Source organism: Pseudarthrobacter sp. NPDC058329 (assembly GCF_042879835.1).
GTDB lineage: Bacteria > Actinomycetota > Actinomycetes > Actinomycetales > Micrococcaceae > Arthrobacter.
The window spans coordinates 1-15,271 of the sequence record NZ_JBHVZR010000032.1 but is presented as its reverse complement, the minus strand read 5'-3'; the positions used below and the strand labels follow the sequence as shown (position 1 = coordinate 15,271).

Genomic DNA, 15,271 nt, shown 5'->3' with positions numbered 1-15,271 from the left:
CAGGGGCCGGCGCGTTGAAGAGCAAAGGGCGCGGCTGCGTGAATGTTTAGTGGTCGCTAGTATTTCGCACTAAGATGTTTAGAGCATTTCTGCCAGATTTCAGATGCATTACATGAGGTTGCGGTGCTACCGCTGCAGGGGCGCCTGTATGGAAACGGAAACTATAACGACTTCCTCAAGAAGGGTCCGGAGCCATGAGCTAGGCTCATCGGGATGAACGCGAACATGACCCAGTCAGCAGCCGCGGGAACGGCAGACCAGCGGCGACGTGGTTCCTACGCCGGAACAGATGAAAAAAGGTTGGGGATTCTTGATGCCGCGCTAAAGGTCTTCGCCCGCGACGGCTATCGCGGTGGCTCATTGAAGGTCGTCGCAAGGGAAGCAGGCATGAGTGATGCCGGACTACTGCATCATTTCGGGAGTAAGAGCGCTTTGCTCGCTGCAGTCCTGGAATTCCGCGACACGCGGACCGAAGCCGTTTATACGCCCATGCACGTCGATGACCCTTACATGATCCTGCTCGGGCTTGTTGAACTCGCCCGCTATAACGTTTCCACCCCGGGCCTCGTGCGACTGCACGTCACCCTCTCGGCAGAAGCCGCTGCCCCTCAACACCCCGCCCACGGGTACTTTGTCCAGCGCTACGAGTACTACATCGACGGGCTCACCCGGGCCTTCTGCGGATGCGCTGAGCGCGGAACACTACGCCCCGGCACCAGTCCGGTCCAAGCCGCCCAAGCTACCATCGCGGCCCAGGACGGACTGCAACTGTTATGGCTTCTGCACGGCGACAGCATTGACCTGCCGGGCGGAATCGAAGCCCACCTCCGCCGACTCGTCGAGTTCCCCGAGGCAGACTAACGGTCATTTTGGCCCCTAAACGGCTTAGTCGGTGGTCTCGTCCGCGCAGCGCAGGCCGCCCTGAAGCTCCGGCTCAGGTAACCGCTGGCCGAGGAGGGAGCAGTACTCGACACTCCACGTCACCAGAATGGCCGACGACGGCCGGTGACTGCCTCCTGCGGATCTTAAGTCAGGCGGCTAACTTGCAGCCCTCGTCATCGGCGTGGAAAGCGCGGGCGAACATGCCATGATTGCTGACCGTCCCGTGGCCGTTATGCTGCCCCGATCACATTGGGTTCGAGGACTGCGTCCAATAGCTTTTTAGTGATATCCGACCGCGGCTGCCGGAACATGTCATCAACGAAGCCTGATTCTACAAGGACGCCGTGGTCGAGCACGCCAGCCCTGTCGGACATAAATTCCACCAGCGATAGATTGTGGGTGATGAGCATCATGGTCAGGTGTCGTTCCTGCTGCAGGTCTTTGAGAAGGTTGAGTATTTGCGCCTGGACGGAAACGTCGAGGGCAGCGGTGGGCTCATCGAGGACGATGAAATCGGGTTCAGTTGCGAGGGCCCGGGCAATGCCAAGGCGTTGCTTTTGGCCCCCCGAGAATTCGTGGGCATACCGGCCGTAGTGCGATGCTTCCAGCCCGACTCGTTCGAGGAGCGCTATGATCCGGCTGCGGGCTTCGGGTGCCGGGCAAATGTTGTGTTGGATCAGTCCGAAGGCGATCTGTTCTCCCACCGGCCGACGAGGGTTGAAGGCTGACCCGGAATCCTGGAAAACGATCTGCATCCGTTTGCGCATGTCGCGTTTATGCGGTCGGCTGAGGGTGGAGACGTCATTGCCGTCGAAAACTACGGTGCCTGAAGTAGGCTCCACCAACGAGAGCAGCATCCGTCCGATGGTGGATTTTCCGGAGCCTGATTCTCCAATGAGGGCCCATGTCTCACCACGGTGAATGTGGAAGCTGGCGTCCTCGACTGCGATGAAGCTGTCGCTCTTTTTTGCAAACAGGTGATGGTGTGAGTATTCCTTGCGCAGGTTTTCGGCTCTGATCAGGGCATCATTGTGCTGCTGCATAGGACAGCTCCTTACGGGGTTCTGGTGCCGGAGGTGCAATCTGGATGACTTCGTGGAGGCGCCGTAGGGAACGAGGTACGGCGCGTTCTTCGCGTGTGAGGTGAAGGCGTGGAACGGCATCCATCAATGTTTGCGTGTACGCGTGCTGGGGGTTTTCCAAGACCTGCTCGACAATTCCCTGTTCGACTACCTTTCCGTGGCGCATCACTGCGACCGTCCTACACATCCGGGCGACGACACCGAAGTCGTGGGTGACCATGAGGATGGCTGTGCCGCGTTTTTTGTTGATGTCCACGAGCAGGTCCACGATCTGTTTTTGCACGGTCGCGTCCAGGGCGGTGGTCGGCTCGTCGGCGATGAGCAGTTCGGGGTTGCAGGACAGGGCCATAGCGATGAGGACGCGCTGGCGCTGTCCGCCGCTGAGTTCGTGCGGGTAGCTCTTGAGCTTCCTTGCAGGGTCTGGCATTGCGACGAGTTCGAGTGATTCGAGGGCGATTCTCCGGGCGGCTGCCTGGTCAATTTTTTGGTGCCGGCGGATGACCTCGGTGAGCTGCGTTTCAACCCTGAAGGAGGGGTTTAATCCGGTCATCGCACTTTGAAAGACCATACCTATTTCTGCTCCACGGATGTTTCGGAGCTCTTTATTCGCGATCTTGAGCAAGTCACGGCCTTTGAAGAGGATCTCCCCTCCGGCGTTGCGGGCGCGGCGGGACCCGAGTAAACCCATGACGGAGAGGCCGGTAACACTTTTCCCCGACCCGGATTCACCTACGAGTCCGAGAATTCCGCCGTGAGGAACCGTTAGGTCAACACCGTCGACGGCTTTGACCAGGCCGCTATCAGTTTGAAAATGCGTCCTCAGGCCTTTGATTTGGAGAAGTGGTTCATTCATCTTCTGCACCTAACTGGTTTGCTTGTGGGGATCGAGGGCATCACGCAGGCCGTCCCCGACAAGGTTGAAGGCCAAGGCAACACTCAGGATCACCAGGCCCGGAATCGTCGCGACGTGGGCGGAGCCCTCCAGCAGGACCTGGCTCCCGTCGGAGGTCATAACGCCCCAATCCGGGGTCGGCGGGGTGATGCCGACGCCCAGGAAGCTTAGGCCGGCAGCCGTCACGATCATCAGACCCATGGTTGAGGTCGCGTAAACGATCAACGGCGAAATGACATTGGGCATGAGCTGACCAAACATGATCTGCCGGCCGGACGCGCCCGCCGCTTGTGCCGCTTCAATGTATTCCTTTCCGGTTTCCTGCAGTGTGGCGTTGTACGCAACCCGGGTCATGTACGGCAGGAGCGTAATGGCAATCGCGAGCATGACGTTGCCTAGCCCGCCTCCAAATACTGCCGCCAGGGCGAGTGCCAGAAGTACCAGAGGGAACGCGAAAACGGCGTCGAGCACACGCATGGCGATTTGCCCAAGCCTGCTTTTGGTGGCGCCGGCGAACAAGCCTAAGGCCAGGGCGAAAGGAAACACGCAAGCGACGGGCACAAAAGCGACAGCCAGTGAGTAGCGGCCGCCGTAGAGGAGGCGGGTCCAGATGTCGCGGCCCTGGCCGTCCAGTCCGAGCCAATGGCCGGGGGAAAATACTGGATCGAGCCGCCTTGAGGAATCAGCACTATAAGGGTCGTACGGCGTCAGCAGGGGAGCAAAAACAGCCCCGAAAATTGCCAGAAGCAGCACTGCCAGGCCGATGACGGCTGCTTTGTCGCGAGCGAACGCCCGCACCGCAAGACGGCGGCGGGATACGCCCCTGGCGGAGCGGGCAGTGGGGCGGGTTTCCTTAGTTTCCTGGGGCTGGCCGACCGGGATTGCCGTTGTCATCAGGAGGCCACCTTTGCTCTGGGGTCAAGGGCCGCCACTGTTAGGTCCGTAGCGAGGTTGATCACAACGAACATCAGGGCGATGAAGAGGATTCCTGCTTGAACAACCGGCAGGTCATGGGCAGTGATGGAGGTGTAGAGCTGCTGCCCAAGGCCGGGCCAGTGGAAAACGACTTCAACAAAGATCACGCCGCCAAGAAGGTACCCGACCTGCAAACCAATCATCCCTACGACCGGCGGCAGCACGTTCCGGCCTGCGTGCTTCCATAGGATGCTTCGCTCGGAGATTCCGGAGGCACGCAGCACACGGATGTAGTCCTGGTTCAGGGTATCGATAACGACGCTGCGGGTCAGCCTTGCCACCACGGCCAGCGGAACCAGGGCGGCGATCGTGGCCGGCAAGACAAGATGGCTTATCAGGTCCGGCAGGCCGCCTGGCATCCTTGCGTTGTACATACCTCCGGTGGGGAACCACCCCAAGCCGAGGCTGAATACGGCAATAGCGGCCAGGGCGGCCCAGTACACGGGAAGGCTGGCTCCGCAGAGGGAGATGGCCATCGCGAGCCTGTCGAAAAAGCCGTACTGGTGACGTGCGGCGATCACCCCCAGGGGAACTCCGACACCGACGGCGATAAGGAGGGCAGCGAAGGACAGGATCACAGTGTTCCCGAGCCGGGGAAGAATGACGTCAGCGACCGGCTTGCCCAGGTTTACGGACATGCCCAGATCCCCGGAAAGCAAGCCTGCCAGGTATTGCATGTACTGCGCTGGCAAGGGTGCGTTCAGCCCGAGCTGTTCCCTCAGCGCCTGGACAGCATCGGCAGTGGCTCCGTTTCCAAGAATGGCGCGTGCAGGGTCACCCGGGACCAGCTGGACCAGGAGGAAAACGATGAGCGTCACGCCCAGGATTACCAACAGGGCAGAACTTGAGCGCTGAATAAACAGCCTGATCATGAACCCAACTCCACTTTTGTCAGGTCGTACCACTCCTCGCTCGGCAGCACGAAGTTCTTCACGCGATCGGAGAGGACGTAGGGGGACTTGTCGTTGACCACCGGAATCACCGGCAGATCGGTTGTCGCAATCCTGTCGGCCTCGGCCCAGAAGGAATTTGCCGTTGTCTCATCCGTAGCTGCAATGGCTTTGCTAATCACATCTTCGAGTCCGGGATTTTGGTAATAGCCGGTGTTCGGGCCGTTGGGGGCGATCAAGGAGCTGTCGGTGATGATGCTGAGCCAGTAAGGAGTGCTCATTCCCCAGGAAAGTTGTCCCAGTCCCACCCCGGGCTGCAGGCCCTCGAAGTGGTGGGATACGTAGGAAATCCACTCAAAAGTCTTGATCTCAACGGTAATACCCACCTGCGCCAGATTCTGCTTGATGAATTCAGCCATGGCTACCGGCATGATCTGACCCGACCCGTCAACCGAAGTTTCGAGGGTGGTCGAAAATCCGTCACCATACCCCGCCTGGTCCAGTAGCTCCTTGGCTTTCGCAGGGTCGTACGGGTAGGAGATGTCTGTGGTGGGAACGTAACCGGGGTTGGCAGGAGCCTGAACGTGGTAGGCAGGAAGAGCGGTATCCTTCAATATGTCCGTGGCAAGACCCTTGCGATCGATGGCATAGCTAATGGCTTGGCGGACAAGCGGACTTTGCATGGGCTCTTCCTTCATGTTCACAGCCATGTACCAGATGTGCGGTGGGGTAGCCTCAACTACGTCGAAACCACCCGCCTTAAGTCCGGCGATGCTGTCCGGCGTCGGCACGGCAATAATGTCCGTCTCGCCGCTTCTAATGGAGGCGACACGGGCAGAGGGGTCTGGGATGGGCTTGAACACCACGCGTTCCAGCTTTGCGTCATCCCCCCAATAGCTATCGTTGCGGACAAGGCTGACCCGTTCCCCCCGGACCCTTTCCTCGAATTTGAACGGACCAGTGCCTACTGGGTGGTCGGCGATGGAGTCACCGTACTGTTGCAAGGCTGCCGGACTGATTAGACCCGTAGAGCCCGAGCCGCCCTGGGTCATAAGCTGCAGGAACGGTGAGAACGGTTGGGTAAGCGTTAGCTCGAGGGTTCTAGCATCCAGAACCCGGACGCCGCTCAGGTGCTGCCAAACATACGTTGTACTGCCCGCCGCCCTCGCGTTGTACTGTGGCGAGGCTTTGTCCCACATCCTGCGGATGTTGTATTCGACCGCCTCAGCGTTGAAATCCGTTCCGTCATGGAACTTCACCCCCTCGCGCAGCTTGAAAGTGTAAGTCGTTCCGTTCGGAGAGATGTCCCAGCTCTCCGCTAGGCCTGGCACCAGCGATGCCACGGGAGCCTCCGCTGACGGCTTCGAAAGATCCTCGCCAACTAGACCTTCGAAAATCTGGTGATTAATTCTATGAGTCACCCAGCCGTTGGCACCCTGCGGGTCAAGGATGTCTGGTTCGGATTCAATGCCTATGACTAAAGTATTCTCTGCGGATTGCGAGCTGCCCGCGCTGCCGCAAGCTGAAAGCGCAAAACCGGCCACAGCTACGAGGGCTGTAATTTTCCGTGCTTTTCTGCCGACGCGTGTGGTTAATTTCATTCGACTACCTTCTCGAGGAGCTCTGAGGGTGAGAAATGGGGGCAGCTGGACTTGTTCTGGTACAGCTCGCCAGTTGCTTCCATTTGGAAATATACGGATCTGTTGTTTCCACTTTGTGAAGGGCCTGTGACGCGCCGTGGTGCGGCGTCAGCGCCTTGCGCCTGTCTTGATGACAGGGCGGAAAAAACGAAAAGGACAAGCGCCGACGCGAGGATCAAAAGTAGGGCCGGGTTCCAGGGACCGGCAGTAATGTGCCCGAACCTGATAAGCGTGCCGCCGCCTTGGCGATGCCGCGACAGGAGGACCAAACCCATCAGAGGTCGGGTGCAAGCAGCAAATCTGCCTGCACGGCCGTCCACAGCAGGCCCAAGGCCGCCGCGTCGTCGTCGGGCTGCGGCAGCGACTGTGGGTACAGTGCGCTGCCACATCGCCCGGGTGTCCGGCGGCGGCAAAGCGGGTGAAGCCGATGGCCCGGTAGCGGCGCGGTCAGGCCTCGACCGAATGGATCATGACTCGGGCCGGCACGCCCATCTGCCAGCGATTAGCAAAGCAACGGAATGCTGTCAGGAGATCAAGCATTACGGGTGAGCCCTAATTCTGACTGCATGAGGGCAACCATCGGAACCACTGCTACAAATGGCCCTCGCAAATTCAGTGCCGAGGGGCAAAGCATGCCACCAGGATCCACGCAATTGGCGCCTTGGGCAGGATGGTCCTGAGCCTGGTAACGCCGCCGGTTTAGCCTTTCGTACGGGCTTTGGAGCGGAGCCGCTCATGCGTGCCCGCCTCTTGAGGGAGCTGCGGTTTCTACCTTCTGGCCATTACCGTGCCTCAGGCGGAGTTCCAGTGCCCCGTGTACCGTGGCCTTGAAATTGCCAGAGTATTGCAGCTGTGATCCAAGTGATGATGAAGACGCCTGCGATCCCGAAGCCGAGGAGTTCGAATTGCTCGGCCAACTCTGCAAGAGCATCCAGCCAGGTCCAGCCCAGTACGTTTGAGGCGAATCCGCTGGCGTAAACCGCAGCGACCAGTACTGCAACTGCGACGGTCATCATCGTTGTTGTGAGGTTGAAGAAGAGTGTTCGTAGTGGGTCTCGGTGGGACCATGTGTACAGCCTTGTCATGATGAGGCTGTCGGCTGTGTCGAATGTGCTCATTCCGGCGGCGAAGAGCAGCGGAAGGCTGAGAATTGCGAGCAGTGATACGTCGCCCCCTGTGGTAGCGGAGGCTGTCATGGCCAGCAGGGTCACTTCGCTGGCGGTCTCCAGCCCAAGGCCCATGAGTAGGCCGACGGGGTAGAGGTGCCAGGAGGAGGTGATCAGTGAACGTGCCCGAGTGCCGAGGAAGCGGGCAATCAGACCTCGCGCTGCCAGTTCCTTGTCGATAAGGGACATATCCGGCGCGCCCGTTTTTGTGCCCCGCCATAGGCGCCACAGTCCTCGCAGCACAGCTCCGTTGAGTAGTGCAACGAGAACGAGGACGAAGAGGGTTACGGCTGCCGCGACGGTTCCTCCGGTGTCCGAGAGTTTGGCCAAGGTGCCTTCATCGATGCTCCCTGCTCCCCACCAGATAAGCAGGGCGAGGATTACGACGACGGAGGAGTGGCCCATAGCGAAGAAGAAGCCGGCACCTACGGGCCGCCTGCCTCTGTAGATCATGGCCCTTGTGGTGTCGTCGATGACGGCGATGTGGTCGGCGTCGAAGGCGTGGCGCATGCCCAATACGTAGGCCAGGACGCCGGCGCCGGCTAGGCCGCCGGCGCCGGCGAGTTCTCCTTGAGCAGCCAGGTAGAGAACTATTCCGCCGATGTGAAGGGCCGCGACGACGCCGAAAATCCCTGCGAGTTTAGCTTTTTCCTGCCGATTCCATGCCGAGATCCTCGGTGCCTGGAGCGTTGCCGTGGCAGTCATGTCCGTTGTCCTGCTTTCTCATGTTGCAGCGCCGACGGAGCCATTAGTGGTGATCTGCCTGACCATGATTGTGGTCATCCTCCGGAGCTGGATGTGGATGCTCGTGGGAGTGGGTGCTGTCACGTGGGGTGTCGAGGATTTCCTTAGTTCGACGGTCGAGTTCTGCAGGGTCGAAGCCGCCGCGTTCTTTCAGGAGTGATTCCAGAGCTTCGACCCACCGGGCGTAGTAGTGCTCCGGCTTGTTATCTTCATCGGCTTCGTTAATGGCGGTGATCAGTTGGGATTGAAAGTCGTTCCAGGGGAAGTGGTCCGACTCGTAGTAAGCCACGCCGAGCGCGAAGCTGCGCAGTTCCCAGGGAAGCCGGAACGCTTCCTCTCCTGCCCGCGACGCACGGGCATCGGTGGAGTGGATATCTTTGATGGTTTCTTCGGAAATGATCTCGCAATTGGCCATGATCAGACCGCCGCTTCAACGGGGGCCAGGGTGGCGACGCCGATCATTGAGTCACGTGTGACCAGCGCTTCAAGCTCTTTGGCCGAGAGGTGTTCTGTCCCTTCAGGCCGCTGTGGGAGCACCCAGTAGCGCAGTTCAGAGCTGGAGTCCCAGACCCGGATGTTCTTGTCTTCAGGAACGTTTGCGCCAAATTCGGCGAGGACTGAACGGGGGTCCCGGACGGCCCGTGACCTGTAGGCCTCCTTCTTGTACCAGTTCGGCGGCAGGCCCAGAACCGGCCAGGGGTAGCAGGAGCAGAGCGTGCAGACGACGACGTTGTGGACCTCGTCGGTGTTCTCGACCGCGATCATGTCCTCGCCCTGGAGACCACCGACGCCCATCTCAGCGCATGCTTCGCTCGCGTTTGCGAGGAGGCGTTCTTTGAACTCCGGGTCCGTCCAGGCCCGTGCGACGACCTTGGCGCCGATCTGCGGCCCTACCTCATGCTGGTAGATATCAGTGATGCGTTCAACGGCTTCTGCAGAGACAACTCCGCGTTCGATGAGGATCGATTCCATGGCCTTGACCCGGGCGGTCATGTATTCATCAAATTGTGCGGTTTTTGCAGGCACCAGCGGCCCACTGTATGCGTGAGTGTAGTCAGGCATGTGTTCGTTCCTTCTTGATCTAAGTCAGTTACTGACGTGGGTGATATAGGGTTCCCAGAGGTCGATGCTGATGGTAGTTTTAGGGTCGCCGATGCCGCTGCCGAACAGGTCCTCAGATGAGAACAGGACTGTGTAGACGTGGTCCGGGTTTTCGCCGCGGCCGTCCGAGGCTGTGTCAGGGAAAACGAACACGCCGTGGTGGGCGGTAATCTCACCGACCGCGCCGCGGACGTAGCCGGCCTTCCGGGTGTGTCCTACCGGGACGGTAGGTGAGACGAGCACACGGTCTCCGAGCTTGAACTTCGCCGGCCGGCCAATGTCGCGCCGGGTTGAGCCGCCCTGGAAGGCCATGGTCTCGACCAGCTTCACAAGGTCCGGGTTCACTGTTTCAGGAAGCGGCAGTGACGGGTCAGCAAGGTACTGTGCTGTACGCCGCTCAAGTTCTGCCGGGAAGCCCGGGTTCTCGCGGGCGAGGTATTCCTCGAAGGCGTGCATCCAATGGGCGTAATAGGGATGGGTGAGGTAGTCGACCGGGTCCATCCGTTCAATGGACGCCCGGAACTCGTCAAGATTGAAATAACCGGCCGCGGCGGACTGTGCGAAAAAGGCAAAAGCGGCCTTTTCCCATTCCGCGTGCCAGACCGGCTCGTCTTCTTCCGTGAGTACCGGGCCGAAACCGTCAGCGCCACCGAGATCGTGAATGCCGTTCATGAAGCGGACCCCGCGAACTGAGGCAGCGCTTCTGAGGGCAGCCGGGGGTGCGTGCGGTGGAAATCGGTAACTGACTGGTATGCGTGAGCTGCCTGCAGGATGAGCTGCTCATTGAATTCGGCGCCGACGAACTGGAATCCCAGCGGGGTTCCGCGATCGCTGAATCCCCCGGGCAGGGTGATGGTGGGCTGGCCGGTGAAGTCGAAGGGAGCTGTGGGCACCAGCACTGCCGAGAGCAGCCCTGCATTGCTGCCGAAGGTGCTCATCGTCTCAAGTGTCGGTGAGGCATAGCCAATGCCCGGCATGAGGAGAATGTCAATGTCTTGGAAGGTTCGCCTCATCCGTCCCGTGAATGCGCGCCGTGATTCCAATAGACGCTGGTAGTCAATCCCGCTCAGCGACCTACCCTGCTCAATCAGGTTTGCCAGAGCCGGTCCGTATTCGGAGGCCCTGGCCGGGTAGGTTTCCAAGTGTGCCGTGGCCGTTTCTATGGCGCAGTGCGGTGCGAAGTCGGCCGAAACCGTGGCAAGATCCGGGAGATGGATGTCGCTGACTGTCCAGCCAAGACCTTCAAGCGTAGCGATGACGCCTGTGAGCATCTGCTGTGTCGCCGTATCAAAGCTGGCAAGGAGTGTGCGATCGATGCCGACCCTCGGTGCACGGGTCATCCGAAGATTTTCGAGGTAGTCAGGTACAGGCTGCAGCGAGGCCGTCGGATCGTTTGCATCAGCCCCTGCGATGACACCCAGGATGGCTGCGCAGTCTCGTGCGCTTCGGGCCATGGGGCCGATGTGGTCGAGGCTGGCTGCCAATTCTGTGATGCCGTACCGGCTCACCCGGCCCCACGTGGGCTTCAGCCCGGTAACACCGTTCATGCTGGAGGGAAGGCGGATGGAACCGCCGGTATCCGAGCCGAGGGAGCCAAAGCAGAAGCCAGCCGCTGTGGCGACGCCGGAGCCGCTGGAGGAGACTCCCGTCCATGTGTCGGCGTCCCAGGGGTTGACCGGCTTGGGAAGGTCGGGGTGATGGTCCGTGTACGCTCCCTCAGTCATGCGAAGCTTCCCCGTCAGAACGGCACCCGCTTCCCGCAACCTGGCGACGACTGTCGAATCGTACGGCGACACGTAGTTAGCGTGGATGGTGGTGCCGGAACCGGTGGGAGCGTCGGTTGTGTAAGCCAGGTCCTTCACGGCAACCGGGACGCCGTGCAGCGGACCCCGATAGTGGCCGCGGGCAATTTCCTGATCGGCCTGTTCGGCAGCTTTGAGGGCAACTTCATCCATGACAGTGACATAGCTCTTAAGGGCCGGATCGAGGGTCTCGATGCGTTCGAGAATGGTTTGTGTCACCTCAAGGGAGGTGGTCTGGCGGGAACGGATCAGCTCGGCAACCTCGGTAAGTTCAAGGTACGCAAGGTCGGTGTGGGCTAGCACTGGGACTCCTTATCCGTTAGGCGACCGTCGCTCTAACTACTTCCAATTGGAAATATATGCGCAACTTGTTTCTGGCGCGTGACAAATTCGTGACGGCTATGTGGCGAGGAATCCGGTCAGGGAACCGGGGAAGGACATGTTAGACGCACAGCCGCCCGCCCCATCCGATCCACTCGGTCTTGAGGGCCCTGGAAGCAACGACGAGACAAGATCCCAGCAATCGGACTCTTGTCTTGCGTGATGCGACGGCGCCCTCACTAATTCCCATGTTGCACGGCGTGACACATTTCCTGTCGGCCTTGCCGGCGGAGGAATCCGGTCAGAGGACAAGGAAGGACATGCCAGCCGCAACAGCCAAATGTATGTCGTACTGGGGGCGAATCCCCAAAGCCTCGGGTGGAGTATTTGGGTCGTCGAAGGCACCCAGAGCCGCGGAGGTCAGCAGCCCCGCAGTGTCGAGGGCGGCAACTAAGTGGGCTCCGTCATAGCAGTGCTCGGCCCAGGAATTCAGGACAGGGGAATGGTCACCAAAAGCTGAGCGGTACCGTGCGTTGAGTTCCACGCGCCGCTCAGAGGGAAGCGACTCGAAGGAGTGCTGGGTGGAGTAAAGGTTTCCTGAGCTGTCCCCGTTTATGGCGTACAAAACATTTTCCTCAAGACCCCCGGAGAACCGGAGCAGCCTCTGGTCCAAACTCCGGCCACGGAGAGCGAGAAGGGTTTTGGTGAGGTCGCGTCCTGGCATGTTGATGATGATTCCTCCGGCGCTGCTCGAGGTCAGGTCGTTAATGACACCCTCAAGCGTTGCTCCCACAGTCCCTACGGGAAGAAGCCGATCGAGGACGACTCGTCCCGAATGAGACTCGACGACGGCCCTGGCTGCACGGCGCATGGCACGAGGCCAAACATAGTCGGTTCCGACAATTGCCCAATCCAGCACCTGGCGTTCCGACATGACCCTAGCGAGACCGGACATGAGCTGGACCGGTGATTCCCCCGAGCAGTACAGCCCAGGAACGAGGTCTGCGGCCTCATGTCCAGCAGTGAAGACGTAGGGCACATGCCGTCGGGCGAGTGCGCGCTCGACGTGCTCCCGAGTCCTGCTGGTGTGCAATCCGACGAACGCCTCGACAGCTCCGCTGGATGAAAGCTCCGAAACCATGCCAGACACATGGTCTGCAGGGCCCCCGGAATCAAGGACGACGAACTCCACCTTGCGCTCAGCGGACGTGCGTAATGTATTTATCTCCATTCCCGCAAGCAGAGCGGCCTCCAACGCAGAGGGTCCCGCCATGCCAAGCACACCAGACATAGGCAGGGCAAGGCCCACACGGAACGTGCGGCGGCTTGGCCCTTGAACCAAGGCCTCCAGTGGATCGAGAATCCTGACGTCAGTGGGCATACCATGTAGCCTGTACTGGAAAGTTCCAAACGGAAGCGGGGGTTAGGGTGGTACACACTGATATCGGCGCCACCGTGGAAATTGACGAACTCGCCCAATTCATCAATGCTTCGCGCGTCCTTGACCGGACCCTAAACGCAATTCTTGCCGAAGATGGCTTGCGCGAGGACCTCTGGCGGATCATGCATGCCCTGGCGCAACAGCCAGGCATGCTCATGGGGGAGATCTCAGAAAAGTTGACGCTTCCGGCCGCCACAACAACCCGTCTGGTCGACCAGCTTGCCGACAACGGTCTCGTGTTCCGTCGGCCCGCTCCTGAGGATGGGCGCAAGGCCGCAGTGCACCTGTCCAGGACCGGACATGAACGGCTAAGTCGCGTGGCGTCCCTGATCTCTGCACGCTCAGCGAGCTTAAAGCTTCCGGTGCTGCAGCGCGCGTAGGTTTCAAAAAGCACTTATCTCCTTTATAGCCCTGGAGGTTTCTTCCTTTCAGGAGCATGCGCAGGCTCTGCCATGCTCAGTTTGTGCGGCACGTGGGGCCTTAGTTCTGCTTGGAAGTATAAAATCGCTTCGTTTCGCGCCCGTTTCCAGCGCGTGACGAAAGCTTTGGCGAAGAAGATGCCCTTGGGAGGGATGAACCGGAGAACATCCTCTCGCGGCTGTACCGGCGGGGGGGGCTTCACTCCAGCTTGGCGTGGCGCAAGTACTGATAGACCGTCTCGCGGTTGATGCCGCTATCACTCACTACCAAGAGGATCTCGACAAAGTTCGAGGGCCTGAGCCCGGCGCAATACCGTGCCCAAGCCCTCGCGGCTTAGGGTTTATTTAGCCGGTCCAACTTCCGGAGACTGTTCAGATTAGTCCGGGGCCCTCTTCATATGGTTGGAGCCGACGATCAGTTGAGGTCGAAGATTGCGACACGGTCGCTTCTGTAGCTGTTGACCCATAGTTCATTACCGACGTCTATTGCACCGGTGGTCATGCCGAATTGACCGAATTCGTTGCCTTCAATCAAGGTTTCGGACGTCGATGTATCCGGGTTGTATCTGTCCACTCTCACTCCAGTTTCGGGGCAGTTGACTCTGGTAGATGTGAAGCACTCCAACGCTTCCTCTACATTGGCGGTGGTGCCGCCAATGAAGAAGGTCCGACCGTCCGCAGCCCATGTCAGGTTGTCAGGGGTGTAGTTCAGGTCAGTGGTCTCGACAGTTCCTGACACCAAGTCGATAGTCACTAGCTGCTTGCCGGACCATGCCGCCATGTATGCCGTAGCACTGTCAGGGAAGACGATCACACCGTTTGGGCCAGATACATTGTCGAGTCCGGGCAGAATTGACCATTGCCCGTCAGTGTTCCATTTAAGTAGTTGGCCTTGCGGAAGGCCGTCGGTCGCTTTTCGCAGGTTGTCAGGATCGCGTGGGTCCCAGAGGCTGGTCACGAGCAGGCCTCCCGTGGGTAGCACCGCGACGTCATCGGGCCAGGCACCTTCGGGTGGGACTAAGCATCCGGTCCATGTCAATTTCGGAGTGTCGGCGGACATATCTACCTCGAAAATTTCAACGACGTCGCGGCCGCCGTGGTTCACTGCGTACAGCGTCGAAGTCCGCCCGTCGACGTCGATGCTACCCATTCCGTGGGGATTGAATACGGTCCAATCGGGTGCATCGGAGCATGCGCCGTATGCAGGGTCGGGTGCAATAGCAATTTCTTGCGGTTCTATGGCGCGAACCGACCTATCCGTGTCGAACAGAAAAAAGCGCCCCGGAGTGCCGGTGATCGCCAGGTCGCTCCCGATCAACTTGCCGTCGGACAGTCGCACGAAGTCCTCGACATTGTCTACTTCGCAAATGAATTCCACTCCATTGCTTGGGGCGCACCCATCGGCCTGCGAGCCCTCTGTACTCACTGCTGATGCGGTATCCGGTTCAGGCGAGGTTGCTCCCTCGGACGGTGCTGAACACGACACCACGAGTAGTGATATGACCGCACACGCCCCCCAGTTCGCGGTTCGGCGTAGTAATCGTGTTGAACGTAATTCGGTGTTGTTGGCCACGGGCTCTCTGATATCGAGTTGGTGTCAGACAAGAGGGGCGGTTGTCGCACGCACTCATGGTTGGTCTCATGGAGATGGAGGAGCTTCCCAAAGATTGTGAGGGGTCTCCCTCATCATCAGTGAAGTGGCGCTTCCATTTCGCGCTGGTAGCGGTACTTCGGCTGGCGTCGCAATTCCGAGAGCGATCCGAAGCAGCGGGGTTAGGGTCAAGCAGTGGTTGCCTGATGCACGGCTGCTGTACCGGGAAGAGTTAGGTGAGTTTGATGACGGATTTGATCATGTCGGCTGGCTTGTTGCGTGCGGTTTCAAGGCAGCCTGCGATGGAGTCCCAGCCCTCGTAGCG

At 59.7% G+C, this 15,271-nt stretch carries 14 protein-coding genes; 2 read left to right on the top strand and 12 right to left on the bottom strand.

Annotated features, from left to right (window positions below; genetic code table 11):
* The first annotated feature begins 213 nt into the window (after positions 1-213).
* Positions 214-861, top strand: a complete 648-nt coding sequence (locus tag ACFVYC_RS22115) for a TetR family transcriptional regulator (RefSeq protein ID WP_387554356.1) — start codon at positions 214-216, stop codon at positions 859-861.
* Positions 862-1,112: 251 nt separating this feature from the next.
* Here ACFVYC_RS22115 and ACFVYC_RS22110 read toward each other — a convergent pair whose 3' ends face one another.
* From ACFVYC_RS22110 to ACFVYC_RS22060, 11 genes are all read right to left on the bottom strand, one after another.
* Positions 1,113-1,925, bottom strand: coding sequence for an ABC transporter ATP-binding protein (locus ACFVYC_RS22110; RefSeq protein ID WP_387554354.1), 813 nt, complete (start codon positions 1,923-1,925; stop codon positions 1,113-1,115).
* A complete protein-coding gene (locus ACFVYC_RS22105; protein WP_387554352.1) occupies positions 1,909-2,817 on the bottom strand; it encodes an ABC transporter ATP-binding protein in 909 nt (302 codons plus the stop codon). Before ACFVYC_RS22105 ends, ACFVYC_RS22110 begins: the two co-directional genes overlap by 17 nt.
* Positions 2,818-2,826: 9 nt before the next feature.
* Entirely contained in the window at positions 2,827-3,750 is a 924-nt protein-coding gene (locus ACFVYC_RS22100) for an ABC transporter permease (protein WP_387554350.1), read from the bottom strand.
* A complete protein-coding gene (locus ACFVYC_RS22095) occupies positions 3,750-4,703 on the bottom strand; it encodes an ABC transporter permease (protein WP_387554348.1) in 954 nt (317 codons plus the stop codon). The genes ACFVYC_RS22100 and ACFVYC_RS22095 overlap by 1 nt, the downstream gene beginning before the upstream one ends.
* On the bottom strand, positions 4,700-6,322 hold the full coding sequence (locus tag ACFVYC_RS22090; RefSeq protein ID WP_387554346.1) for an ABC transporter substrate-binding protein: 1,623 nt from the start codon (positions 6,320-6,322) through the stop codon (positions 4,700-4,702). The genes ACFVYC_RS22095 and ACFVYC_RS22090 overlap by 4 nt, the downstream gene beginning before the upstream one ends.
* An 821-nt stretch (positions 6,323-7,143) precedes the next feature.
* Positions 7,144-8,232, bottom strand: a complete 1,089-nt coding sequence (locus tag ACFVYC_RS22085) for a HoxN/HupN/NixA family nickel/cobalt transporter (RefSeq protein ID WP_387554344.1) — start codon at positions 8,230-8,232, stop codon at positions 7,144-7,146.
* Between the two features lie 43 nt (positions 8,233-8,275).
* Positions 8,276-8,686 (bottom strand): nitrile hydratase accessory protein, encoded by a 411-nt coding sequence (locus tag ACFVYC_RS22080; RefSeq protein ID WP_387554342.1) that lies wholly within the window; start codon positions 8,684-8,686, stop codon positions 8,276-8,278.
* Positions 8,687-8,688: 2 nt separating this feature from the next.
* Positions 8,689-9,333 carry a nitrile hydratase subunit alpha gene (gene nthA, locus ACFVYC_RS22075; RefSeq protein ID WP_387554340.1) on the bottom strand — a complete coding sequence of 215 codons (645 nt, stop codon included), beginning with the start codon at positions 9,331-9,333 and terminating at the stop codon, positions 8,689-8,691.
* A gap of 24 nt (positions 9,334-9,357) precedes the next feature.
* On the bottom strand, positions 9,358-10,044 hold the full coding sequence (nthB, locus tag ACFVYC_RS22070; protein WP_387554338.1) for a nitrile hydratase subunit beta: 687 nt from the start codon (positions 10,042-10,044) through the stop codon (positions 9,358-9,360).
* On the bottom strand, positions 10,041-11,477 hold the full coding sequence (locus tag ACFVYC_RS22065; protein ID WP_387554337.1) for an amidase: 1,437 nt from the start codon (positions 11,475-11,477) through the stop codon (positions 10,041-10,043). Before ACFVYC_RS22065 ends, nthB begins: the two co-directional genes overlap by 4 nt.
* A 319-nt stretch (positions 11,478-11,796) precedes the next feature.
* Positions 11,797-12,876 (bottom strand): ABC transporter substrate-binding protein, encoded by a 1,080-nt coding sequence (locus ACFVYC_RS22060; RefSeq protein ID WP_387554335.1) that lies wholly within the window; start codon positions 12,874-12,876, stop codon positions 11,797-11,799.
* Between the two features lie 74 nt (positions 12,877-12,950).
* Between ACFVYC_RS22060 and ACFVYC_RS22055 the strand changes: the two genes are divergently transcribed.
* Positions 12,951-13,316 carry a MarR family winged helix-turn-helix transcriptional regulator gene (locus tag ACFVYC_RS22055; protein ID WP_387554333.1) on the top strand — a complete coding sequence of 122 codons (366 nt, stop codon included), beginning with the start codon at positions 12,951-12,953 and terminating at the stop codon, positions 13,314-13,316.
* A 454-nt stretch (positions 13,317-13,770) separates the two neighbouring features.
* On the opposite strand, the gene ACFVYC_RS22050 is transcribed toward ACFVYC_RS22055, so the two are convergent.
* A complete protein-coding gene (locus ACFVYC_RS22050; RefSeq protein ID WP_387554331.1) occupies positions 13,771-14,733 on the bottom strand; it encodes a hypothetical protein in 963 nt (320 codons plus the stop codon).
* Between the last annotated feature and the right edge of the window lie 538 nt (positions 14,734-15,271).

What these genes read in the sequence shown, in the direction of transcription:
- ACFVYC_RS22115 (WP_387554356.1), top strand. Translation starts at nt 214, where the DNA reads ATGAACGCGAACATGACCCAGTCAGCAGCCGCGGGAACGGCAGACCAG.
- ACFVYC_RS22110 (WP_387554354.1), bottom strand. Translation starts at nt 1,925, where the DNA reads ATGCAGCAGCACAATGATGCCCTGATCAGAGCCGAAAACCTGCGCAAG.
- ACFVYC_RS22105 (WP_387554352.1), bottom strand. Translation starts at nt 2,817, where the DNA reads ATGAATGAACCACTTCTCCAAATCAAAGGCCTGAGGACGCATTTTCAA.
- ACFVYC_RS22100 (WP_387554350.1), bottom strand. Translation starts at nt 3,750, where the DNA reads ATGACAACGGCAATCCCGGTCGGCCAGCCCCAGGAAACTAAGGAAACC.
- ACFVYC_RS22095 (WP_387554348.1), bottom strand. Translation starts at nt 4,703, where the DNA reads ATGATCAGGCTGTTTATTCAGCGCTCAAGTTCTGCCCTGTTGGTAATC.
- ACFVYC_RS22090 (WP_387554346.1), bottom strand. Translation starts at nt 6,322, where the DNA reads ATGAAATTAACCACACGCGTCGGCAGAAAAGCACGGAAAATTACAGCC.
- ACFVYC_RS22085 (WP_387554344.1), bottom strand. Translation starts at nt 8,232, where the DNA reads ATGACTGCCACGGCAACGCTCCAGGCACCGAGGATCTCGGCATGGAAT.
- ACFVYC_RS22080 (WP_387554342.1), bottom strand. Translation starts at nt 8,686, where the DNA reads ATGGCCAATTGCGAGATCATTTCCGAAGAAACCATCAAAGATATCCAC.
- nthA (WP_387554340.1), bottom strand. Translation starts at nt 9,333, where the DNA reads ATGCCTGACTACACTCACGCATACAGTGGGCCGCTGGTGCCTGCAAAA.
- nthB (WP_387554338.1), bottom strand. Translation starts at nt 10,044, where the DNA reads ATGAACGGCATTCACGATCTCGGTGGCGCTGACGGTTTCGGCCCGGTA.
- ACFVYC_RS22060 (WP_387554335.1), bottom strand. Translation starts at nt 12,876, where the DNA reads ATGCCCACTGACGTCAGGATTCTCGATCCACTGGAGGCCTTGGTTCAA.